Annotated in this window: 18 protein-coding genes; all 18 read right to left on the reverse strand. The window is 48.9% G+C overall.

What is annotated here, in order from left to right; genetic code table 11:
* Window positions 1–57: 57 nt before the first annotated feature.
* Window positions 58–576, reverse strand: a complete 519-nt coding sequence (locus NLBNIHML_RS04265) for a (2Fe-2S)-binding protein (RefSeq protein WP_494353844.1) — start codon at window positions 574–576, stop codon at window positions 58–60.
* Window positions 573–3029 (reverse strand): molybdopterin cofactor-binding domain-containing protein, encoded by a 2457-nt coding sequence (locus NLBNIHML_RS04270; protein ID WP_494353845.1) that lies wholly within the window; start codon window positions 3027–3029, stop codon window positions 573–575. Before NLBNIHML_RS04270 ends, NLBNIHML_RS04265 begins: the two co-directional genes overlap by 4 nt.
* 33 nt (window positions 3030–3062) lie before the next feature.
* Window positions 3063–3977 carry an FAD binding domain-containing protein gene (locus NLBNIHML_RS04275; protein ID WP_494353846.1) on the reverse strand — a complete coding sequence of 305 codons (915 nt, stop codon included), beginning with the start codon at window positions 3975–3977 and terminating at the stop codon, window positions 3063–3065.
* 286 nt (window positions 3978–4263) lie between these two features.
* A complete protein-coding gene (locus NLBNIHML_RS04280; protein WP_494353847.1) occupies window positions 4264–4914 on the reverse strand; it encodes a nucleotidyltransferase family protein in 651 nt (216 codons plus the stop codon).
* A complete protein-coding gene (locus NLBNIHML_RS04285) occupies window positions 4880–6154 on the reverse strand; it encodes an XdhC family protein (RefSeq protein WP_494353848.1) in 1275 nt (424 codons plus the stop codon). Before NLBNIHML_RS04285 ends, NLBNIHML_RS04280 begins: the two co-directional genes overlap by 35 nt.
* Window positions 6155–6195: 41 nt before the next feature.
* On the reverse strand, window positions 6196–7518 hold the full coding sequence (locus tag NLBNIHML_RS04290) for a 5'-deoxyadenosine deaminase (RefSeq protein WP_091019519.1): 1323 nt from the start codon (window positions 7516–7518) through the stop codon (window positions 6196–6198).
* Window positions 7519–7613: 95 nt separating this feature from the next.
* Complete coding sequence (gene ggt, locus NLBNIHML_RS04295) at window positions 7614–9209, reverse strand: gamma-glutamyltransferase (protein WP_339255735.1); 1596 nt, start codon at window positions 9207–9209, stop codon at window positions 7614–7616.
* Window positions 9203–10444: a pyridoxal-phosphate-dependent aminotransferase family protein gene (locus NLBNIHML_RS04300; protein WP_494353849.1), complete on the reverse strand. Its 1242-nt coding sequence runs from the start codon at window positions 10442–10444 to the stop codon at window positions 9203–9205. Before NLBNIHML_RS04300 ends, ggt begins: the two co-directional genes overlap by 7 nt.
* Window positions 10445–10450: 6 nt before the next feature.
* A complete protein-coding gene (locus NLBNIHML_RS04305) occupies window positions 10451–11758 on the reverse strand; it encodes a M20 family metallo-hydrolase (protein ID WP_494353850.1) in 1308 nt (435 codons plus the stop codon).
* The gene (gene allB / locus NLBNIHML_RS04310; RefSeq protein WP_494353851.1) at window positions 11755–13158 is read right to left on the reverse strand and encodes an allantoinase AllB; all 1404 of its coding nucleotides are present in this window, start codon (window positions 13156–13158) and stop codon (window positions 11755–11757) included. The genes NLBNIHML_RS04305 and allB overlap by 4 nt, the downstream gene beginning before the upstream one ends.
* Before the next feature lie 44 nt (window positions 13159–13202).
* A complete protein-coding gene (uraH, locus tag NLBNIHML_RS04315; RefSeq protein WP_494353852.1) occupies window positions 13203–13580 on the reverse strand; it encodes a hydroxyisourate hydrolase in 378 nt (125 codons plus the stop codon).
* Window positions 13580–15085, reverse strand: a complete 1506-nt coding sequence (gene pucL, locus NLBNIHML_RS04320; protein WP_494353853.1) for a factor-independent urate hydroxylase — start codon at window positions 15083–15085, stop codon at window positions 13580–13582. Before pucL ends, uraH begins: the two co-directional genes overlap by 1 nt.
* 238 nt (window positions 15086–15323) lie before the next feature.
* Window positions 15324–16946, reverse strand: a complete 1623-nt coding sequence (locus tag NLBNIHML_RS04325) for a PucR family transcriptional regulator (protein ID WP_091019529.1) — start codon at window positions 16944–16946, stop codon at window positions 15324–15326.
* A 221-nt stretch (window positions 16947–17167) separates the two neighbouring features.
* Window positions 17168–19912 (reverse strand): CHASE3 domain-containing protein, encoded by a 2745-nt coding sequence (locus tag NLBNIHML_RS04330; RefSeq protein WP_472477670.1) that lies wholly within the window; start codon window positions 19910–19912, stop codon window positions 17168–17170.
* 178 nt (window positions 19913–20090) lie between these two features.
* Complete coding sequence (fumC, locus tag NLBNIHML_RS04335; RefSeq protein WP_074095411.1) at window positions 20091–21479, reverse strand: class II fumarate hydratase; 1389 nt, start codon at window positions 21477–21479, stop codon at window positions 20091–20093.
* A gap of 132 nt (window positions 21480–21611) precedes the next feature.
* Window positions 21612–22622, reverse strand: coding sequence for an aldose 1-epimerase (locus NLBNIHML_RS04340; protein WP_494353854.1), 1011 nt, complete (start codon window positions 22620–22622; stop codon window positions 21612–21614).
* 179 nt (window positions 22623–22801) lie between these two features.
* Window positions 22802–23611: an MBL fold metallo-hydrolase gene (locus NLBNIHML_RS04345; protein WP_342570234.1), complete on the reverse strand. Its 810-nt coding sequence runs from the start codon at window positions 23609–23611 to the stop codon at window positions 22802–22804.
* A 180-nt stretch (window positions 23612–23791) separates the two neighbouring features.
* Window positions 23792–24058 carry a hypothetical protein gene (locus NLBNIHML_RS04350; protein WP_278294696.1) on the reverse strand — a complete coding sequence of 89 codons (267 nt, stop codon included), beginning with the start codon at window positions 24056–24058 and terminating at the stop codon, window positions 23792–23794.
* Between the last annotated feature and the right edge of the window lie 89 nt (window positions 24059–24147).

Below are 24147 nucleotides of genomic sequence, written 5' to 3' on the forward strand. Positions count from 1 at the left end.
TTCTTCAATTCTCCTTGTTTTTATTTTTGTTTTTATGCTTACGTCCTACGCATCAACTCAACTAACTGTTTCTTCGGCAGACGTTTCCTTTATCGCACAGCGTTCCCCTGCCTTGCGTACCGCCCGAATAATGCCACCATAGCCGGTACAACGACACAGATTCCCGCACAACCCCGACTCAATCTGTTCTTGAGATGGCTCTGGATGTGCATCCAGTAATGCCTTGGTTGAGATCACCATGCCCGGAGTACAGTAGCCGCACTGGAAGCCCCCTTCCTCCACAAAAGCTTGTTGAATCGGATGCAGGGTGCCTTTCTCCTCGCCATGCAGACCTTCAATGGTCACAATGTCACTGCCTTCACATTGATAAGCCATGACAAGACAGGAATTCACCGGCTCTCCATCCATCAGAACCATACATGAGCCGCAGCGACCAACTTCGCAGGATACTTTGGTACCCGTCAGTTGCAAATGAGTCCGAAGCACATCGACAAGTCGGATCGTTTGCGCAATCTCCAGATGTTTATGTTCACCATTCACAATGGCTGTCCAGTGATTCTCAAGTGGCTTATTCATGATGGGCTCACTCCTTCCTGCAAAGGTACATTTAAAGGTCTGACCAGTTGTTCCCTCGGTACAGGAAGACGGTTAACCCATACACCTGTCGCCTGATGTATTGCGGCAGTAATGGCTGGCGCAAGCGCTACGGAACCAATCTCACCGATCCCCCTCGGTCCAAACGCATCACCTTCGGGTAAGTCTTCAATAGCTTCAACCTCCAGTTGGGTATGAATATCCTGAATGGTTGGGATCATATACGTGTCAAGGTTCGTGGTTACATAACGGCTGTCCTGCATGACCGCATCCTCGGTCAACGTGAATCCCAGCGCCATGACACTGCCGCCTTCAATCTGTCCAATATAGCCCATAGGGTTGATAACTGGACCTGCCGCTACAACATGACGTGTATCGAGCAGCTTGGTTTCTCCAGTCAACGTATTGACTTCCACCTCTGCCGCAACCGCCGCATACGTATACAAATAATGCCCGCCTACCACATTGTCCGGCGTAGTTGGATAATCAAACTTCGTATCAAAAATCCATTCATCGGCTTCGCCCTGTGTCGCGAGTTCAGCATACGAGATCACGGAGTCTGAACGCTCTCCTTCTTTCGCCTTCGCTTCAGTTCTTTCAGCCTTCTCTGCTTTTCCTGCTTCTTCAGACATTTGATTTACGTCTTCCTGTGCCAAGGTTACTTCCTTCTTGCTTTTTCCTGTCCCTTGCACATCTGTTTCTACTTCTGAACTTTCGGCAGGAAGCTGACCTTTGCGCCATATCCCCCCGGGTCCTGTTACCAGTTCATCCGCCGGAATGCCCGACGCCTCAGATGCAACAGCGAGGACATGGGAACGAAATGGAGACTGCAAACGTTGAAGGGCCATCCAGGCCATCGTTGTTGAACGTGAAGCCGTACTTGATCCGCTGTGTGGCACACGATCCGTATCTCCAATGATAATACTGAGATCCGATGTACTGCATTGGAATAGATCACATAACATAATTTCCAGCGTTGCAACGAGCCCCTGACCGAATTCCTCGTAGCTGAATGCCACCTCAATCTTGCCTTCATTATTCAGGGACAAGCGACCGCCCGCAGGATCTGGAATGCCATAACCGAGCCCTGCACCATGCATGGCAATTGCTGCTCCGACACCACGCTTGATCCATGGTGGCAAAGTAGGATCTGTCGGGGGATGCTGATGTTTTTGCCACAGTTCGGAGCGATCCAATGCCTCCCATACTTGGGACAGTCCATCCGTGACCAAAATGCGTTGATTCAGCGGTCCGGGATCATTCTTTTCCCTCATATTGCGTCTGCGGAACTCCCAAGGGTCCATGTTCATGATTTCTGCAAGCCGATCCATCTGGCCTTCCATGGCAAAAATCGCCTGGTTCCCGCCAAATCCGCGAAACTCACCCGACAATCCATTATTCGTATACACAGACACACCTTCCACATCCACATTCGGAATGGCGTATGGTCCAAGACAATGTTCGGTACAGAAGTTTAGCACGGGTGCACCCAGTGTGGCATACGCTCCCGTATCTGCTGTAATACGGACACGATGAGCTTGTATGATACCTTCTCGACTCATACCGGTCTGCATTTCAATCTTCATGGGGTGCCGTTTTAGCCCTGCACGCACGGATTCTTTACGTGAATTATGCATTTTCACAGGACGTCCGCATCTCAAGGCCAGCAGTGCACCATAAGGCTGTACGTTGAGTTCATCTTTTCCGCCAAATGAACCACCAATCGGTGAAGACACCACGCGAATATCTTCTTCAGGACAGCCAATAATGCGTGCAAGCTGCATCCGGTCTTTATAGCCATGTTGCGTTGCCGCGTATACATTCAGCCTTCCCTCTTCATCCGGGACAAACAGGCCACCTTCTGTCTCCATGTACGCATGCATCTGGCGTGGCGTATAATAGGTCTCTGTCACGATATGATCACATGTGGCAAAGGCTTGCTCGGCGTCTCCACGTTTGATCTCCGTCCGATGCAGCACATTACCTGGACCATGCTCATGCAGCTCTGGTGCACCGGGAGCCAACGCAGCGTCTGTGCTATTCAGCGGCGTGAGCTCCTCATACTCTACACGAATCGCATCCAGCGCAAGTGCCGCACGTTCCGGGGAATCCGCAGCAACCGCTGCAATGGCATCCCCAACATAACGAACGATATCCTCGCAGAATACAGGCTGATCCGGGGTCGCAATGCCAAAACGATTCAGACCAGGTACATCTTTGGAGGTCAGAACCGCATAGACACCTTCCAACGCCTCAGCTTCCGAAGTATCTATAGACAATATGCGAGCATAAGGATATTCGCTTCGCAATACTCTGCCATGAATCATGTCAGGCAGCGTCATATCCGTCAGATATTGAAGCTGACCTGTTACCTTGGGTGCCCCATCTGGCCGCAGGTGCCAGCGTTTCCCGCTCTGTTTCCGATTCAGCAGCATAATCCCTCTCCCCCTTTGCTTGATCCCATTGATCTATTTGTGAAGTGCCTCCCATAGCCCTGCACCAAGCAGGTTGCCTGCGGTCTGTTGACGATAATGTTCCGTTGCAAATGCATCGCCATAAGTCGTAAATTCATCAGCCACAGCAGTTGCGAGAGTCGCCGCTTGCATGACAGAAGCTTCGCTACCAAAAAGCTGTTGTTCCGACTCCAGAAGTCGCATCGCCATGCCTGAACCTCCACCAGCCGCAATCGCAATCTTGGTCCAGCGATGATCCGAATCAATCTCACCGTATAACGCAACCGTCACCAGCGATGCACTGAACGTCTCCCGTCGACCCAGCTTGCGGTAAAAGGAAACCTCTCGTGCAGCAGGCTTGTTTCCACTGTCCACATCAAGCAGAGAGGACGGTCTCATCGGGATATGAATCGAGATTAATACGTCCCCTGGATTACGGCTACCATCCGGTCCACCCTGAAGCCACGAAGACACACTTCGAATTTCAATTCCGTTGTCCGTTAACCAATGCAACTTCGCATCATATACGAGCAAAGCAGTCAGGGTATCCCCGACTCCAGACACAATATTCCCGCCAATGGTTGCCACATTTCGAATGGAAGGAGCTGCAATTGCATTTACCGCTTCTTGCAGGATCGGCAGTTGATGCAGCAACGCCTGTGAAGCACATTCCTTTAAACGGGTCATTGCGCCAATGACGATCTCATCTTCACGATTCGATATACCGCTCATTTCAGGAATACGAGCCAGGCTAATCATGTGTTCAGGCGCCGGAACCAAGCCGCCCTCCCACTGGGTTCGCAGTAATGTTCCACCTGCTGTGAAACAACATATTCCCTTGAATCTAGTTCTCAACGTTTGCAGTTCTTGCAAGTTCTCAGGCTGCCATACGGATGGCAATGCTCCAGAACCGTATGCCGGTGTCACCATCGCCGCATCCCCTTTCTCTCTCTTCCATGGGCAGGACATTCAACCGTCTGATCCAGATAATTCTTCAAATCATATGAGAGTTAAGCAGCAACGTCAATTACCTTCACATCGTTTTGGATAAATGTATAAAACCTGCGTTCTATTTGTGCTTGATGCATTATCATCTATCGAAAGCTAACATGAAGTTTCTTTCACCACACGTAAAAAGAAGACAAACAGGCCAACCAGACTGCCTGGCTGACCTCATCATGTTATAAATTTATACATGGTCATTAATCTTCTCCTGTTATATGGTCTCCTGCCCCGATTCATATACATGATTCAAAATGCGTTCCAATTCCGGTTCTGTATCCGCATCCCAGAAACTCGTCTCAGACAGTGGCACATGCACACCTGAATAGTTAGCGCTGCGCATAATCTTGCGTGCCCCCTCATCTCCATGCAGAGACAACAGAGGTCCGAACATATGGGAGCGAAAAGCAACGGGCGGCTTGCCTCCCTCACCGTCGGTAGCTGCGACATAGTCACTCAGCTTGTGGGTAGCCAGTGCGGTAGTCACCCGATTAATATCCTGCGCTTTTACTAAAGGCTGATCACCCAGTAACATGAGAATGCCCTCCGGTTGGTACTCCATGGCCGACAATACGCCAGAATGAAGAGAGTTGGCCATACCGCAAGCATAGTCAGCACAGGCTACAATTCGAAGTCGCGCTGTGGGATGATACGCATACGTGGCAGAATCAATCCATTTTACAGGCAACCAAGCCAATGAATCTTCCGGTTTGACCACACAGATCACCTGATCCAGATCTGAATCCAGCGCAGCTTCCAGTGACCATGCAGCCAGTGACCTCCCGTCTGGCATGACAACCGAGAGTTTATCCCGACCAAGGCGAGAACTCCTACCTGCTGCCAGAACGATGCCCGTCATTCGCATGTGCAACGCTTCCCTTCTGCCCTACCTCAGTACTCAAGGCAGAAACCTTATGTTTACATGCGATCAATTCCGCTGCAATGCTGATGGCGATCTGTTCGGGACCATCTGCTCCGATGCTCAGACCAACGGGAGAATGTACATTTTTCAATGGTGGTAAACCATCCAGCAGACGGGCTGTTCGTGTTTTGGAACCCATGATCCCAAGATACGCATACTCACAGTTCACTAACATCTCCAACAGTTCACGTTCGCGGGGGAAATTGTGACTCATCAAAATCAAATAATCCCCTTTATTTACGTTTAACAGAGGCATGATCTCACATGGGAAACCCAAAACGAGCTCGGTTCCAGGGAACCGTTCCGAGGTGCATAAGGATTCTCGCCAATCGGCTACCACAACACGGAATCCTGCGGACCCGGCGAGTCTGGCAACAGGAATAACATCATTTCCGGCTCCGATGATAATCAGGCGAGGTTTAGGTGTGTACTGCGAAGTAAGTTGCTGCGGGAGATCCCAAGGATTTGTTGAAATCGCATCGTTAGTCGGTATATCAGCCTCAGAGATATGTTGTGAATCACTGGACGGAGGGGAAGAGTGAGATCCGTTTGACGTAGCAGGTACCATTTCAGGCACAAGCGTTAGGCGAGGTATATCGCGAGAATATTGTGTTAATGCGGTATGTTCATGCTTGATATTCTCTCTGCTGTGTTGTACATCAACCTGCAATGAAGTTAGATTATAATTTGTCACACGATCATGAGGAGGGACGAGCGAAGGACGCAAGACCGGATGCCCCTTTGCCGTAGGCTCAACTCGTTTCCAGCCATATTGAACCCTTGTGTAATCATCATGGAATGTTCGGATTAACGTTGTTGCAGCGCCGGATTGCAAACACTCATGCATCTTCTGCAACGTAGATCGGAGTTCACCACACACAGGTTCAAGCAGCACAACAACGAGCCCGCCGCAGCCAATGGTCTCCCCCCAGGACAGATCATCCTCAGGACGCATGTCGTACTCCACGAACTCCATCTGCTTGGTATCCAGCACATGGCTCACCCTGGCCTGAAGGTCACTCTCCAGGCATCCCGGACTGATACTGCCATGCATTTGGCCTTCCTCGGTCAACAGCATAGAGACTCCCTGCTTACGGTAAGCATGACCCTCTACCTTAATCGCTGTTGCAAGCACACAGCGCATTTCACGGGCTGCGATTGTACACAGATCATGCATTTCCATATCGGTCTCCATCCTTTCTGAATTGCATACGTTTCCTTCGATCAGATGCGCTTCATCAATCTCGCAATGCTTTTATCCGACTCACGCAGCACAATACCACGATCAATTGTCTGAATCTTACGATTCTTGAGCACAATGCTGCCATCGATAATTACGGTGTCCACACAACTGCGTGTTGCGGAATAGACCACGCGTGAATAGACATCCGTCTCATAGGAAGGGTACGTGTGGAAATCATCCAGATCCAGCAGCAGCATGTCTGCCTTTTTGCCCACTTCGAGACTGCCAATTTCCTTCGACAAGCCGAGCACCTCTGCACCACCCATGGTAGCCATGCGCAATACAGTCCGGGCATCCATCACTGTAGGGCCATGAGGAATCTTCTGCATCAGCGCTGTGAGGCGCATCTCCTGAAACATATCCAGATTGTTGTTGCACGCGGCACCATCGGCCCCGATCCCAACTGCGATCTGACGATTCAGCAGATCCGGAATATCCGCTACTCCAGAGGAAAGCTTCATATTCGATCCAGGACAGTGAGTGACTTTGACTCCGCGCTTGCGGATGATCTCTTTCTCTTCCTCGCTCAACCATACACAGTGGGCCAGCACCAATCTTGGGGTCGCCAGACCAATATGATCGAGGTATACGATGTTACGCATTCCACGTTCATGCTCTACCAGTTCAATCTCTCCGCGATTCTCGGAGGCATGGGTGTGGACTTTGACATGATATTTATTGGACAGGTCGCGGACCTCTATCAGCAACTCTTCGGTACACGATACAACAAAGCGTGGACAGAACGCATATTGAATGCGACCTCCGCCAAATCCGTTCCATTTCTCCAGCAGATCCACACTCTGTTGCAGCGAAGTTGCTGTATTCTCACGCAAAGGTTCCGGAACCTCGTCTCCATGATCCATCATCACCTTGCCGGAGATGACCCGGATGCCGCTCTGTGCCATCGCCTGAAACGCCGAGTCTGTGTGATGTACCGTCTCCATATCCAGAATGGTCGTGGTTCCGCTGGAGATCAATTCGCCAAGTCCGAGCATTGCTGAATAATATACGGACTCCTCATCATGCGCTGCTTCCAGCGGCCAGATCCGTTGACGGAGCCAATCCATCAGTTCCAGATCGTCCGCACGTCCACGGAATAAGGTCTGACACAGATGAATATGCGTTTGGATAAAGCCTGGCAACAGCACTTTGCCACGCGCATCAATGACCTGATCAGCCTGAACATCGATGTGCGTTGCAATCTCCTTGATTTTGTTATCCTCGATCAACAGATCTCCAATGAACACTTCTTCCTCTGCATTCATCGTCACAAGCTGTGCGCCTTTCAGCAGGATCGTTCCCATGCCAATCTCCCCTATCTGTATCTGTCTATATCGTTCAACTCATACATACTTACACTTGCACTCCGATGACAAATTAACCTTCCGATCGCTGTCTGTTACCATCCAATAGCTATACCATCACCTCTGGGGTCTGCCGCGCCGCTGATCATGCCGTCCTCACGAATGACAATGCCTTGCGACTGTCCCATAATACCGTCCCACGGTGCTCTGGCTTCAACGTTATGTCCCCACTGGGCGAGGGTTGCACATACGTCATCATGATATCGGTTCTCCACACGCATCGTATCGCCGTCTTCGCCCCATGTACGTCCGTACACCCAACGCGGCAAGCTGATTGCTTCCTGAATGTTCAGCCCGTAATCAAGCACTCCGGTAAGCACCGATAATTGGGTCTGCGGCTGGCCTTCTCCCCCCTGTGTACCCACGAGCATATAGGGTTTGCCATCTCGTGTAACAAGGCCCGGCATGAGCGTGTGGAATGAGCGTTTGTTGGGTTCCAGAACGTTAGCATCCCTCGGGTCCAAGGAGAAAAACGACCCCCGGTTCTGCATGATAACACCCGTATCCCCTGGGACATAGGCTGCACCGAAGTCAAAATACAGGCTTTGAATGAAGGAAACGGCATTACCCTCGCTATCAACAACTGCTGCATACGCCGTGTCCTGACCTATTGTTTTGGACAAAAACGGCTGTGCCACAGGTGGAGCAGACTGAATCTCATTCCACAATTGGTCTCCGTAATCCTTGGATAACAGATGTTCCAGCGGGATGTCCCTGAAATCCGGATCCGTCAGATATTGGTCACGATCACGAAACGCCTTTTTTACCACTTCCGCCATCAGATGATAGAATTCCGGTGAGGTACGTGCAACCGAGGACAGATCAATATGCTCGAGCATATTTAACATCATTAGCATGGAGAAACCCTGCGAATTGGGCGGCATCTGATGAACCTCATACCCACGATACCCCGTACTGACGGGCTTCACCCATTCTCCCTGATGACCCGCAAAGTCCGCTGGTGCAAGCATGCCCCCATCCTCACGAATAGCCGAAGTCAGACGATCCGCGAGTTCTCCTGTATAAAAAGCATCTCGCCCTTCCGTCTGAATCAGACGAATGGAGGCAGCAAGTTCAGGCTGGATCAGCAGCTCACCTTCCTGCAAAAGTGTACCCCTAGGGGCAAATACCGCTCGCAGCGGTGTATGCCCCATAATGAAATCTTCATCCCTTTCCATCCACAGGCGGAGATTCCGGGATACAGGACATCCTTTTTCCGCATACTGCGCAGCAGGTTCAAGCAGTTGCCCCCAGGTTAACTTTCCGTACCGGGACCAGACTTCCCACCACGCATCGACCATTCCTGGAACCGTGATAGCACTAAGTACACCGCGCTGAGGAATGGCATTCATACCCATCGCTTTGAACGTATCCGCATGAATGCCTGCGGCTGAGCGGCCACTTCCGTTATAGGCGGTAATCTCACCGCTGGCTCCATCATGAATCAGGAAGAAGGCATCCCCGCCAAGTCCGGTCATATGCGGATATACCACGCCCAGTGCTGCACTGACCGCAACAGCAGCATCATAAGCATTCCCGCCCTGCTGGAGGATGGAGCTTCCCACTGCACTCGCCAGATAATGAGGAGTGGTAACCATGACTTCTCTGGAGATTGGCATCTGGTTTAACATAAGGCACCCTCCTTCCCTGCATACACATCCAAAGCAGCCTGCACTGCTTCACCGGCAGGTAATACGTGTCGATGACGCAATAGAACAGCTTCCAGCGCTCCGAGCACATGAAGTACGTTTTTGCGTTGGCAGCTGAATCCCATGGTACCGATCCGCCAGATTTGCCCTTTCAACGGTCCGAATGAACTGGCAATTTCAATGCTGAAGTCGTTCAGCAACATGCTGCGCACCGACTCACCATCAATTCCTTCCGGGATCGTAATACAGGTAACCACCGGAAGTTTACTGGACATATCCCCGTACAGTTGCAGTCCCATTCCCTGAATTCCGGCGACCAACGCGCGTTCATTCATCAGATGTCTCTGGAACCTGGCTTCCAACCCTTCTTGCAGCAGAATACGTAATCCTTCGTGAAGGCCGTAGAGCATGGAGGTGGCTTCTGTATGGTGATTCAGCCGGGCCGAACTCCAGTAATCCTGCAGTTGGCTCAGGTCAAAATAATTACTGGCAATGGTGCGGCCTTCTGCCCGCGCACTGGTTGCGTCTCGGAGTCCACGTTCAACAGTTTTGCGGCTCATCAGCTTCAGTTCCACACGACTGTTGTACGTGAGAGGTGCCATCCCTGAAGGAACGGACAGGCATTTCTGCGTTCCGCCCATCACCGCATCCAGATACCAGGCATCCGTCTCCACCGGTGTCCCGCCAATGGTTGCTACAGCATCGACGACGAGTAAAATATCAAGGTCGCGACAGGCTTTGCCAATGTCGGCAAGGGGCTGCATCTGGCCAGTGGAAGTCTCACCATGAACCATCGCAACCAGACTCGGTTTATGGGCATGGATTGCCTTGATCACCTCTTCCGGATCAAATACCGTTCCCCATTCCGTTTCAAAAAAGACGACCTCTGCACCACAGCGTTCCGAGATTTCAACCAGCAGATGTCCGAATCGTCCATAGATCGGGACCAGAACTTTGTCACCAGGCTGGATCAGACTGACCAACACCGCTTCAATGCCTGAACGGGATGTGCCATCGATCGGATAACACCACTCGTTATCTGTCATATATAACTCACGCAGCATCGCCATCGTCTCGTTCATCAAGGATGTGAACTCGGGGTCAAACTGCCCCAGGATCGGGAAGGATAATGCTCTGAGAACACGTGGATCAACTTCAACCGGTCCCGGGGTCATAATGGTCCGCAAGGACGGAGATAACTCTTTATAGCTGGACATCTGCATTCAACTCCCGTAACCGTATTTATAGAGTAGCCGAACCAGAACCCGAAAACCGTGCATCAGGTCTGCTTCAGCTGTATATTCAAGTGGATTATGACTGATACCGTCCTGACTCGGCACAAAAATCATGGCTGTCGGACAAGCCGGCTGAAAAATCTGCGAATCATGTCCCGCTCCGCTTGGCATTAGCCAATAGGACAACTGCTCCTGCTCACAGGTATCTTGGATGTCTGAGATCATCTCTGCATTCATAGGAATGGGCGTCACCGACAGATGTTCTTCCCAGTCCAGTCCGAGCTGCTGCTCGGCTGCGATCTTACTAAAAACCTGGAGCATATCCTGCCAGCAGCGATCAATACTTTCCTGCCGAATATGACGGATATCCAGTGAAAACACAGCTCGTGCTGCAACCACATTCCCCACACCCGGATCGGCTGTGATTCGCCCAACCGTGGCTACCAGCGGTTCTCCTGCTTGCAATGCAATATCCCTTACTGCAGTAATCATCTCAGCTGCTCCGGCTAATGCATCCTTGCGCCAGGACATCGGTGTCGTTCCCGCGTGATTCGCTTCTCCGCTGACGGTGATACTGAACCGCTTCTGACCTACAATATCGGATACAACGCCAATCGAATGTCCAAGACGTTCCAGAACCTGACCTTGCTCAATATGAAGCTCAATAAAGGCACCATATTTTTTTGCGGCCGGTCTATATGCACTATCGGGTCCAAAGCCCGCATCGCGGATCGCTTGTGCAAAGGTGACGCCGTCTTGATCCTTCAAATGCTCTACATCTTGCAGAGACGTTGTTCCTGTTATACTGCGTGAGCCCCAATATGCAAAAGGGAATCGACTCCCCTCTTCCTCACATAGGGATACCACTTGAAGTGTGCGCTTCGGTGCTCCGAAATGCTTCTGCAAATACTCCAAAGCAAGGACACCCGCCACCACACCGTAGGCACCATCATACTTTCCACCATACACCACGGTATCGATATGTGATCCGGTCACGATTGGTAATTCTTCAGTACCAGTCGCTGATCCCTTACCCTCGCCCTCCAGTGTGCCATACAGATTACCGGACTGGTCGAACTTGGGAGACAGCCCTTTTTCCTGCATTTTGGCAGCAAGGGCACCTTGTGCTTCACACCAAGCCGAGTCATACAACAGCCGTGTGACGCCGCCCTGTGCATCCGCACCATATGTCGACAGCCAGTCAAGCATGGCTTGCAGCTCCACCTGTTCCACATTTGGCAAAGGAAGCGGTGCGTTATTGGTACCGGATGACCGGTATACTCCAGACTCCGTCATGGCGTCTCCTCCGTTCCCGCTTCGATGGGACTAGAAGAATAAGCCGCAATGTGTTGCCCGATAGGAACAGGAGATAACCCGGATTCCGAGTTGTAGACGCGCTGCCCACGACAAAATACGTCTGCAATCTGACACTTAAAGGTACGTCCCACATAAGGGCTCTGTTTATGCGTGTAGAGCAGATCTTCCGTGTTCAGGGTCGTGCTCTTACCCCAGTCAATCAGAACCAGATCTGCATCCATGCCAATTGCAATCTCCCCTTTATTCTCCAGACCAAGCCTTCTGGCAGGCTGCAGAGAGAGCACTCTTCCGAGCAACGGAAGGTCGATATTTCGCTGAAGATGTCCTTCCTCCAGCATGATTAGCAATGTGCTTTGTGCCCCGGATATACCGCCCCAGATTTCAAAGAAGTTATCCGATTGTTTCATGGATGGTGGGCAAGGAGAATGGTCTGAGGCGATAACATCAATCAATCCTGAAGTCAGTGCATCCCATAACTGCTCCTGTTCGGAAGAGCTGCGAAGAGGTGGAGCGCATTTTGCTACAGCACCCAATCGAACCACATCCTTCTCGGTCAGCGTCAGATAATGAGGGCATGTCTCCGAAGTTACGTCTTGCCCACGCCGTTTGGCTGCTGCAATCAGATCCAGCGCTTCCCGGGTGCTGATATGCACAAAATGCAGCGCACACCCGGTCTGTTCGCCGTATTTCAACGCTCGGGCAACCGCGACGACTTCAGCTTCCACAGGACGAGACCGGATATAATCCATCGGTTCCGTCTTTCCCTCTGCGATGCTTCTCGTAGCAAGTTCGGCAACGATGCCTTCGTCCTCTGCATGAAGTGCCAGCACACGGTTTAATGTTGCAAGTTCTTTCATCCCGTCCAGCAGCGTATGGTCATCAGCTCTGGCAAAGATGTCTTCCCCATCTCCACCCGGCTCGGACATAAATGCCTTGAATCCTGCAGCCCCCAGCCGTGCCAGTGGAGCAAGTTCATCCCGGTTGCCGGGAACCAAACCTCCCCAGAAAGCAAAATCAACATACGATTGGTCTGCGGCTGCTTTCATTTTCATGTCCCATGCTTCCGGCCTTGTGGTTGGTGGTACGCCGTTAAGTGGCATATCGACATAAGTCGTGATTCCCCCTGCGGCAAGGGCTGCCGAGCCAGACCGGAACCCCTCCCAACTGGCGAGTCCAGGTTCATTAAAGTGTACATGAATGTCCACGACACCTGGCATCACTGTCAGACCCTCACCTTCTATGATGCAAGTCGCTTCACCAGCGGTCAGCCGCGTGGATAGTTCCGTAATTTTCTCACCCGTAATGCCAATATCCAGTTGCTCTACCCGATCTCTCAGCACCACCCGGGCCCCCCGGATGATGGTATCAAATGTTGTCATGTGGATGACCCTCCCCCTGAATCTGAACAGGTATATGTGCATGTTCAGCTTCCCCGGTATGTACTGTAACCTCCTGGAGCAATCAATAATGGAATATGGTAATGGCTTGAGGCATCAGATACGGCAAACCGTATCGGAACAATCGTCCATAATGCCTGCCCCAGCTCCTCCAATGAACGATGTGCGTAATAACTCTCGACATGGAATTGAAGCTCATATATCGCTGGCTCCAACTTGCCTCCATCCAGCAGCGGTACATCCAAACGCCCATCCGCATTGGTCACCGACTCAGCTACTTTTGTCTTGTTTTCCTGTTCTCCATCCCTCTTCAAGGTATACAGTTCGATCCGAACACCCACAGCAGGGACGCCTTTGGATGTATCCAGCACATGTGTTGTAATTCGGCCGCTAGACATCGACATTAGACGTCACCTTCTTTCCCGGCGTCACGGCCGTCTGTTCCTAGATCATCCCTTGTCATCGAGAAACCCTGGAATCCATAAGGTGGTCTCGGTTCGGTAAATACTTTGCCTTCTCCCTCTTTCACTTCCTCCAGCACTGTCTCCCAAGTCCGATTGTTGGATTCAAATGAAACCTCACTCAGTTGCTCAAATCGACTTAACAACCTCCGTCCAATCTGGTAAATCAGATGTTGAATGGAAGCAGATCGACACTCGTGAAACACCGCAGCAGCCAAATCTCTGACCTGTTCCGCCGCTACATACCGTCCACGCTGATCATCCATGCCATCTCTCGGATCTTCATAACGCCAATTGATGTTCAGGAAAATAAATAACGGTCGATCCCATGTCTCTGGAAGAGTGGTATATTCATCCTGCATAAATCCGGCAAATTCACTGCCTTTGACCTTGATCAGTCTTAGATCGGCTACACCACTGAAATGGTTGCTTAATTCGATCGAGTCTCCTGTTCGTTCTGCTTCCACGGCAGCTGTCGCACGATCATTCTGTGAATAACGAAATACGAGCGTACTCGGTCGATAACTGCCTTCCAATCCAATGAGTATATCTTCAAAAGGAATCTGGTCCGCTGTCATCTGAACCTTGCTCATCTGCGGATACGTCTCCAGGAAACGACGGCTTACCAGCGCAAGAAATCCTTCCACCGTTGCCCCTGTATAATCCGCTGCATGTTTGAGGATAAAATTACTCATTGAATCGGTTGCGACCACCAGCGAATTGTCCCCTTCTGCAAAAGAAGGCAAGAATTCATCACCCTGCACAGCGACCTTAATGTTTAATCCAAACAGAATATTGCTGCGTCCCATAAAAGGAGATTCCGGAATGGACTGTATGCCCGTCAACGGTTTGGCGTAGGAACGGTACATCCACACATCCCCTTTGCCGTAATACATGGTCCGCTGCTGCACTGCGGCTGGCTTGCTCACGAACTCATGTTCATGACCGATCTGTACAAGCCATTGCTCCAAACGTATGCCTGCAATCTTGAATACTTCCTTCAATGCAGTCTCGAATTCCTCTTCCCTTCCTCGGCGATGACGTTGCCTCATGGATTCGAGGATGGAGCTTGCGGTATGGCCTTTTACAGCCAGTATGAATGGAAAGCCGAATTGGCTTGTATATGCTTTGTTTAATTGTTGAAGTTCGTTGTATTGCTCTTGTGAGAGTGAATCAAGGCCTGCACCAGCTTGTTCCTGAACGGAATTGCTGCTCATGCTGATTCGTGCTCCAAGATCCGGGTGATTTCGAAGCAATTGCAACTTCACCTGGTCATCCGATGCCTGAACCACGTTCTTCATCACGTTCATCATCTGTTCAAATGAATCAAAAGGTCGTAAAAGCCCGGAACGCTCAGCCACCCATGGTGATTCTTCAAATAAGCCGCCAAACGTATGCACAAACTGCGTGATAGACCAGTTGTTAACAAGTTTAATTAAGTCGCTCATGTTAGAACCTCCGGTCTGTTATGGATTATTGTTCTTCATTCTAAGTGTCGTTCAATGTCGCGACAACAATATTTACGCAATTTTGTAATATAACATAACATCAGAGTTTCGATTTGTTTGCTGTGCACGGGAAGTTCAGCTTTTATTGTCCTTAAACATGAAAAAACCGCACTCCATCGAGGGAATGCGGTTCATGGGTCTAAGACCCAGTAGCATTGTCATCTTGCACAATGCGCGGTTAGAGTTGCACATTATGCGGTCTTGCAGCTGCTTTGTCCCGCACAAACTTGCGGAAGGTGAATACCAGCTTTAATTTCAGCAGATCATTCGTTTTCTTAAAGTCCATTTGCAGCAAGCTGCCGACTTTCTCCATACGATAAGTGACTGTGTTGCGATGCACAAACAGCTGCTTGGCAGCTTCATTGATCAGTCCATCGTTCTCAATAAAGGACTCCAATGTATTCATTAATACCTGATTGGGATCACCGTCTCTGGCAAGTAACGGTTCAAGTACTTTATTGCAGTAATTCTCCATGATGTTATCCGGTACATGTTGGAACACATAGGCAAATTCGAGCATTTCAAATTGCAACGCACGGTCTTTCATGCCGAATCGACGAGCCAGTTGTCGAGTATCTAGACATTCCTGATACGCTTCACGGAGCGATTTGGGTTCATGTTTCATTTTGCTGATCCAGAAACGCGGAGCCGGTGCCCCTTTTGCTTCTTGTGCTGCCAGTACATCACCGAACCGGTTCAACAGAAAACCTGACAGTTCCTCTCCATAGTCTCTCCCTGTTGGACAGGTATAGATGGACAGAATGCCATCTTCGATCTGAAAATGCTGTGAGGCCGTGAATTGCATCAGCGGATTGTATTGTAATTCACGATGAATCTGTTTAAGCAGCTTTCCCTCGGCGAAGAGAGTCGGCTCAAGCGTAATCAGTACGCACTGATACGTTCCCTGGAACAGATGTACACCTTTGTTTTCACTCAAGGTGGTCAATTCCTGAATGGTCATTTTGTTATCCAGATACTGCGAAAGCAGCGTACGCATCTCATCTTGAACGGTTGGATTAATATGCTCGCGATAAGTCATATCCATATAGAATGCCAGTACATCGGCAGCCTGTTGGAACAGTTCCTCCTCTGCTCGAAGGGATAAGGCTGAATCGGTAAACACCAGCAACGATCCGTATTCTTCATCATTCTGTTTGATCGGTACGCGATGACAACTTCCCTGATTCCATTTCACTCGGTGCATGACGGATTTCCATGGCCAGCCCTGGGTTACAGCATCCCCTGCAATGCCTTCACTACCATAGAGCACATGCCCACGTGAACCAATGACGGCAAGTGGATAGTTCAACACCGTAGCAAGTTCGGCAAACACATTCCGGTGTGGCTGTTGTTGCAGTGCAAACTGCATTAATTTCTTTTGCTTCTGCACAACCTCATGTAGCAATCGGTTACTGCGTTCATGTTCAGCCTTGAACAAGGCATTCATCTGGTCCGAGAAGGTGAATTGAAAAGGAAGCTCCAGCAATGGTAACCGAAGTCGATCCGCTTCCTCGACAATGCCTTGGGGAATGGACTGCCAGAAGCGTCCCAGCTTGATGCCCAGACCTGCGCAGCCACGTTCATTCAAGCGCCGCATCAAACGCAGTGCATCTGTTTCACTGTCTTTCATAATAAAAGCGGTGGTGAACAACATTTCTCCGGATTTGATCCAATCCGCGATATCAGGAGCGTCCATGACATTAACGGATTTCATCATCCGTGAAGTCCCTTCTCCACCCGCAACCAGTTTGGCCTCGGACAACGGGTATACCTGTAAAGCCTCTTTAACCGTAAGTTGCATGGACACTACCTCCCATATATATAACACAAAATCATGTTATTTTCGTTTCCACAGGATTAATTCTGGATTACATTACTAATTACATCTATATTCATCCATTTAACTTCGTTTGTTGTTAAGTATTATAACATCAATTCATTCAATAAAGCTTACACGACAAAAAAATAAAACCTATGACCTAATTACAGCGCACTTTGCTGTAATCGGCATAGGTTTTCAGATCAGATTTCCATAGTTTCGTGATTCATCCATAATTTCATACGAGATAATACATCTTTGACATTCAGCGGTTTGCTGAGATAGTCTGAAGCACCTGCTGCAATACATTTCTCCCGATCCTCTTTCATGGCCTTGGCTGTGAGTGCAATAATCGGAAGCTGAGTCATGCCAAGCCGTTCACGGATCTGGCGAGTCGTCTCATAACCATCCAGTTCCGGCATCATAATGTCCATCATAATAATATCAGGCTTGACGCCTCCACGCTCCAACAATTCTAGACATTCATAGCCATTCTGAGCTGAAATGACATTCATGCCGTACTGCTCAAGAGCGTTAGCTAGCGCATATACATTTCGAATATCATCATCAACAACAAGCACTTGACGACCGCTGAGCAAAGATTCCTCCAGAGGTGTCAATAAAACATCAGATGGTTCGGAAGTCATTGAAGGGAGCTTATTGATCTCAGGTGTAGTGCTTGCCACCTCATTCAGGAACAACCGCGATGCATTCATGGTCTCCGGTTCATCTCTTCGCAGTGGCAGGAACAACGTGAACACACTGCCATGTCCTTCACGACTTGTTGCCGAGATTGAACCCCCCAGCAAAGTTGCAAGCGATTGAGAGATCGACAGACCAAGTCCTGTCCCGCCATATTTACGTGCCGTAGCTCCATCCGCCTGTTTGAATGCATCAAAGATCTGCAAAAGTTTGTTTTCCGCAATGCCAATCCCTGTATCACTGACGGAGAAAGCAATCACTTCGGTCTCTTGGTCTTTCACTTCAGGATGAGCCAGACTCATTCTGGAGATGGTTAAGGCAACTTCACCCTCACTGGTGAACTTGAATGCGTTTGAGAGCAGATTTCGGAGAATCTGGTGCATTCTCATCTCGTCAGTCACGATGGTTTCCGGTAAAGGACTCTGGAGCTGAATTCGGAAATCTATTTTTTTCTGCTCCGCTGTTTTCAGGAAATACTGATTCATGACTTCAGGCAGGCTGCTCAGATAGACATCATCAAAATCCACTTCCATCTGCCCGGCCTCTACCTTGGATAGATCAAGAATATCATTGATCAGATTCAAAAGGTCCTTGCCTGACTTGTGAATGACCGAAGCATAGTTCTGCTCTTCACTATTCAAGTGTTGGTTTTTATTCTCAGACAATATTTCGGACAGAATCAACATGCTGTTAAGCGGTGTCCGTAATTCATGGGACATGTTGGCCAGGAATTCGGATTTGTACCCCGAGCTTGTTCGTAACTGATCTGCCACAACTGCAAGTTCATTGGCTGATGTCTCAGCAGCGCTCTTCTGTATTTCCAGACGTTCATTAAGCATATGAAGCTCTTCGGTCTGCATTTGCAGTTCCTCTGTCTGAGACAGCATTTCTTCGGTCTGAGACTGAAGTTTCTCCGATTGTGCCTGTAACTCTTCATTCAGAACTTGTGACTCATCATATAATTGCTGTAATTCCATGCGAGTGACGGTCGAGTGTAAAGAAACACCAAAAATGTCCGTCAGTTCTTGCATCAGCTTCATATCATTCTCTTGCAATGGCTTCATCGAAGCAAGCTCGATGACCGCAATCGTTCTGCCTTCGAAGAGGACCGGTACTACGGTAAGAGAGGTGGCAGATGTATATCCGAGACCCGAAGAGATTCGAATATAGTTCTGGGGCAGATCATTCATGCGCAAGACTCGCTTCTCCACGGCACTTTGACCTACCAGCCCCTCACCGGGGGCAAGCGACACTTTACCGAGCGAACGTTCTTTCTCTCCATCCGCAGCATATGCAGCCACACGCAGCAGTCGATTGTCTTTCCAGTAATACAAGACGCTGTAGGGAACTTCAAACAACATGCCAAGCTCGCTCAGGAACAAGCGGGACAATCCCTCCAGATTGGTCGGATTCTGCAAGAGTGTCGCAATGCCTGTAATCTGGTCCTTGACCCGATTCTGTTCCTGTACTTCATCCAGTAATTTGTTGGTTTCGTGGCCCAGATCCCCCACTTCATCATGTGTCCGCACCTGAATTCGCTGCTTCAGGTTCCCACCTTTGGAGATATCACTGATGGTCTGCATAACATCTCGCAACGTTTTGACGATATTTCCAGATATCACAAGAGCCGCTGCAATCGATAATGCTGCAATAATCCCCCACAGCGTATACATAATGGTCAACAATGTGGAGCTCCGTGTGGCTAGATCGGTTACCCTTGCCTCTGTCAATGCGATCTCTGTGTTACGGAAGGTAGTAAGTTGGGAGCGTAGTAGATCCATTTCAGTTTTACCCGGATCAGTTTGAAAGAATGCAACAACTTTGGCTTGATCCTCTTGCTTTTTCAACTTTACCAACGGCTCCCCAGCAATCTCAATCCAGCGCGTAATATGAGTTTTGATGCTTTGCAGACTCTGCTGCTGCGAAGGATTGTCACTAATGAGAGCATTCAACTGATCATAGTTGGAACTCCACTGGGATAGACCTTGAGAATAAGGTTCCAAGTAACTCTCATTGCCTGTAATCATGAATCCACGCTGTCCTGTCTCCATGTTCAAGACATTTTTTTCAATCGCGTTGGTCAGATTATGTACTTCCAGATCATGATGAGAGATAAAATCATTTTCCTTCTGTAGTACATTAATTTGGGCCGTAAGCACTAGCAGAACAGCTCCAAACAAAAGCACAACCACAAGATAGCCCAATAAAATTTTGGAGCGTATCGTAAATCTTCTCGTTTTTGACAACGCGGAAACCTCCAAATATATACGAATCCCATTCTATTAAATGAAAACTGGTGCATATGTAGTTTATATGGATACGTATAGTCTGACAAGCTTTAAGTTCATCGGTAAGCATAAGAAAAACGACCTGCTTGTGCAGGTCGCCCTCTTCATTGATCTATATTGTTCATTTGGTCTGATTTTAGGCCTTTGGAGCGATCATTTTGGCTGGATCGACATATTGATCAAATTGCTCTTCGGTAAGCAGGCCTGTTTGTAACGTCGCCTGTTTCAAAGACAAGCCTTCTTTATGCGCAAGCTTCGCAATTTTGGCTGCATTCTCATATCCAATATGCGGGTTGAGGGCTGTAACCAGCATGAGCGAATTGTTCAGATTATGTTCAATCTGATCCAGGTTAGGCTCAATGCCTACGGCACACTTGTCATTAAACGCAATAATGGAGTCCGCTAGCAGTTGCACGGATTGCAAGAAGTTATAGATGATAACCGGTTTGAATACATTCAGTTCAAAATTACCCTGACTTGCCGCGAAACCAATCGCTGCATCATTACCCATGACCTGCGTAACCACCATAGTGATGGCCTCGCTTTGAGTTGGGTTGACTTTACCCGGCATAATGGAACTGCCTGGCTCATTCTCAGGAATACGGATCTCGCCCAATCCACTGCGGGGGCCACTGGCCAACCAGCGAACATCATTGGCAATTTTCATCAAATCAGCTGCAAGCGCTTTAACGGCACCGTGCGCATATACAACTTCATCATGACTTGTAAGGGCGTGGAATTTGTTTGGTGCAGATACAAAATCTTTCCCCGTATGTTTACCAATCTCCTTGGCAGTGAAGTCCCCAAAGTCCGGATGAGCATTGATGCCCGTTCCGACAGCTGTACCACCGATCGCAAGCTCCTTCAGGTACTGTACACTTTCACGGATCATACGCTCACTCTTGCCCAGCATGGCTTCCCAACCACTGATCTCCTGGCCAAGCGTAATTGGTGTTGCGTCCTGAAGGTGAGTACGTCCAATCTTGATAATATCTTTGAATGCCTCCGACTTGTCTGCAAAAGTCGCTTTTAATACCGCAATGGCCGGCAAGAGTTGATCCTCAACAGCTAGAACACCTGCGACATGCAGAGCCGTTGGGAATGTATCGTTGGAGCTCTGGGACATGTTCACGTCATCATTTGGATGCAGACGCTCTTCTTTTCCCTTTTGCTCCAGCAGTTGGTTCCCCAGATTGGCAATCACTTCGTTCACGTTCATATTGGATTGCGTTCCGCTACCAGTCTGCCACACGACCAGTGGGAAATGGTCATCGATACGACCTGCAATAATCTCGTCTGCTGCATAAGCGATGGCATCGGACTTAGCGGCAGATAATTTACCTAATTTATGGTTACTGGCCGCAGCACTTTTTTTCAAAATGGCAAGGGCACGGATAACTTCCATCGGCATATGTTCGCTGCCAATCGGGAAATTCTCCTTGCTGCGCTGCGTCTGAGCTCCCCACAGCCTGTCGGCTGGTACTTTCATTTCGCCTAACGTATCTCTCTCAATGCGGTATTCCACTTGCTTGTCCTCCTCCAAAAAGATGGTTTGGGTCTCTACAAAGCGTGTGTATCTCGTCATATTATACATGATTTACGAGCAGGTTTTCACCTTTTCGACAAAATTGTAAGCGTAGCGCAAAACGAATATCAATTATTTTTGTGCCGCAATTGGATACAATCGGCTGCTCTGTTCGAATAGTTCACCTGGTTCCAGACCGACCAATCCGATTTCTTCTGCCGGGATGCCTTCAACATTAGGAGCGTTAACCAGGTTCATCTGTGGTTCAGGACAGAAGAATTCGCCACCCATGTTATTATTCCAGATCATCCAGTGCTTGTAGGAAGTACCTACATCATAGACCAGTTTGTCTCCAGTACGGTGGTCCGTGAGCTCCATATAGTTACGACCATTTTGCGGTTCTGCAGTGTAATGATTATCCATGGCAGCAAAGAACGGACTAACTCCGTCTTTCTTCAATTGTTCTTCCTCAGGTGTAAGCGGTTGAAATTGTCCTGTTGGCAGAGAACGCTCATTCAATTCACGTCGTTGTCCAATCGTAACTTTGGCCGTGTAATCCGAGGATTGACTATCCGGTGCAAAAGGAACAGCAATTGCCGTGTGGAATGCAAACAGATTAGGCATGTATTCTTGCCCGTTATTACGAACAATTAATTGTTGCTGAAGCCCTTGGCTGCTCAAAGAGTAACGAAGCGTCACGGTGAACGTAAACGGCAGGTACTGATAGAATGTATGTCCTTCTTTCACATCTTGGCTAAGCAACACATAGCTCTCCAGCTGATCAGAACCATATCCTTCGACCTTCCACTCCGCATCATGCAAAAATCCATGTAAATGGTTACCTGTAGCCGGTTCGTTCACAGGCAACTGATAGACTTGACCATTCCAAGGGAAACGTCCATCCTCATAACGATTCGGCGGAGATAGAATCGGAATTCCATAGACCGCTGGTGCAGCCATAAACTCATCCATCTGATCCTGATTCGGCTCTCTTAAGTAACGGAAACCCTTTTCTGTATCACGTAAAGCAACGAGGTTGGCACCCACGCTTGGAATAACAGCCGCTTCAAACTGATTAAAACGAAGCCAAATGGCCGGTATCCCTCCAAATTGTTCTTCAAATGCTGCATTTTGTTGTGTCATCGTTATATGTACCTCCTGCATACTAAGGTTATATTATACGGCTCGACTATATCATGCCCGAGCACAAAATACCAATCTATGAAAGAGAACAAATTCATGATAGAAAAACAAAAAAGACAGGAAAAAGACAGCTGCAATCCCCTGCGGCTGTCTCTGCATACTTTCATATGTTCGTTGAATTAATCCACATATTTGCCGTGATCCGGCACAGTGCTTTCTTCAAAGTCCATATCAAGCCTCTTCAGGGATTCTCTCAGCATATCTCCGCTCAAGGCATGCCCATGCCCGGTAATCGCAAGTTTCGGCTCCAGATGCCTTATATGCTGGACCGATTGATGAGCAGCCTGCCAATCGGTTGTAAAATAGGAAGGCGGGCCATGCAACTGTTTGTCCTGAAGCAACACACTCCACAGCGATTCCTGCTTCACTGTAATGATTGCGTCTCCCGCAATTAACAGACGGTCCGATTCACGAAACAGTGACACATGTCCAGGTGTATGACCTGGCGTGTGCACCCACTCCCATCCTGCTAAGCCTGGAACAGTGTGATCTTTGGGTAGACTGAATATCCGATCATCCAGATTGATTGCCTCATTGGGATACGCGAATGACAACCTGGACATTAAACCTCCACCTACAGAAGGGTCCGCTGGCGGGTAATCTTTCAATCCCGTTAAATACGGAATTTCAAGCGGATGAGCATATACGGGCACACCCCAGAATTGTTCCAGTTCAATAACGGTTCCTACATGGTCGAAGTGACCGTGTGTCAAAATGATCGCAGACGGCGGACCTTGAAATCGTTCTGTTGCAATCTGAACAATATGATCTGTGAACCTCGCCATTCCGGTGTCCACGAGGACCCAGTTCCTGCTTCCTGGCTCTCCGATGAACACGACATTAACGAATAGTGTACGTAAACTGAGAATATCGGGCGCGACTTCTTCAAGTCCCGTCAACCCTTCTGTAATCAGATTGTCAGATGCCATTCACGGTTACCTCCCATTTGGCGGATTATTTCTCTGGTTCCATTCATCTCGTAGACTTCCCTTTTTTGGATCATCTATTCAACATTTCCAATAAAATAGACGGTATACACCCTGTTTCGGGCATACACCGTCTAGTATAGTCATCGACACGACACAATAGAACAAGAACATCTCGGCCAGTTAAGCCGGATATGCCTCCAAAGCAGCATCGAGCAATTGATTGTACAGATCATCATCATTCTCCAGTAACTCGTCCATACGCAGTAACTCTTCTTCATCACCGGATTGCTCCGTGAAATGCAAACTGTAGTCCCAATCTTTTCCGTTCTTGCTCATGAAGGTAATCTCATATACTGACTTTTCACCTTCTGTACGGAAAACGGTATTTCCTACGAAACTTTTTTCATCTTCACGGCGCATTTCAGCACGGATAATTTCAATATTCACAATCATTCTCTCCTTTAATCTTTCATCTACAGTCGGTCTCCAACATTTCTGGTAAACCTAGTTTGGTAATTATTATTGGTTAATTGTAC

The organism is Paenibacillus sp. JNU01, assembly GCF_059130585.1.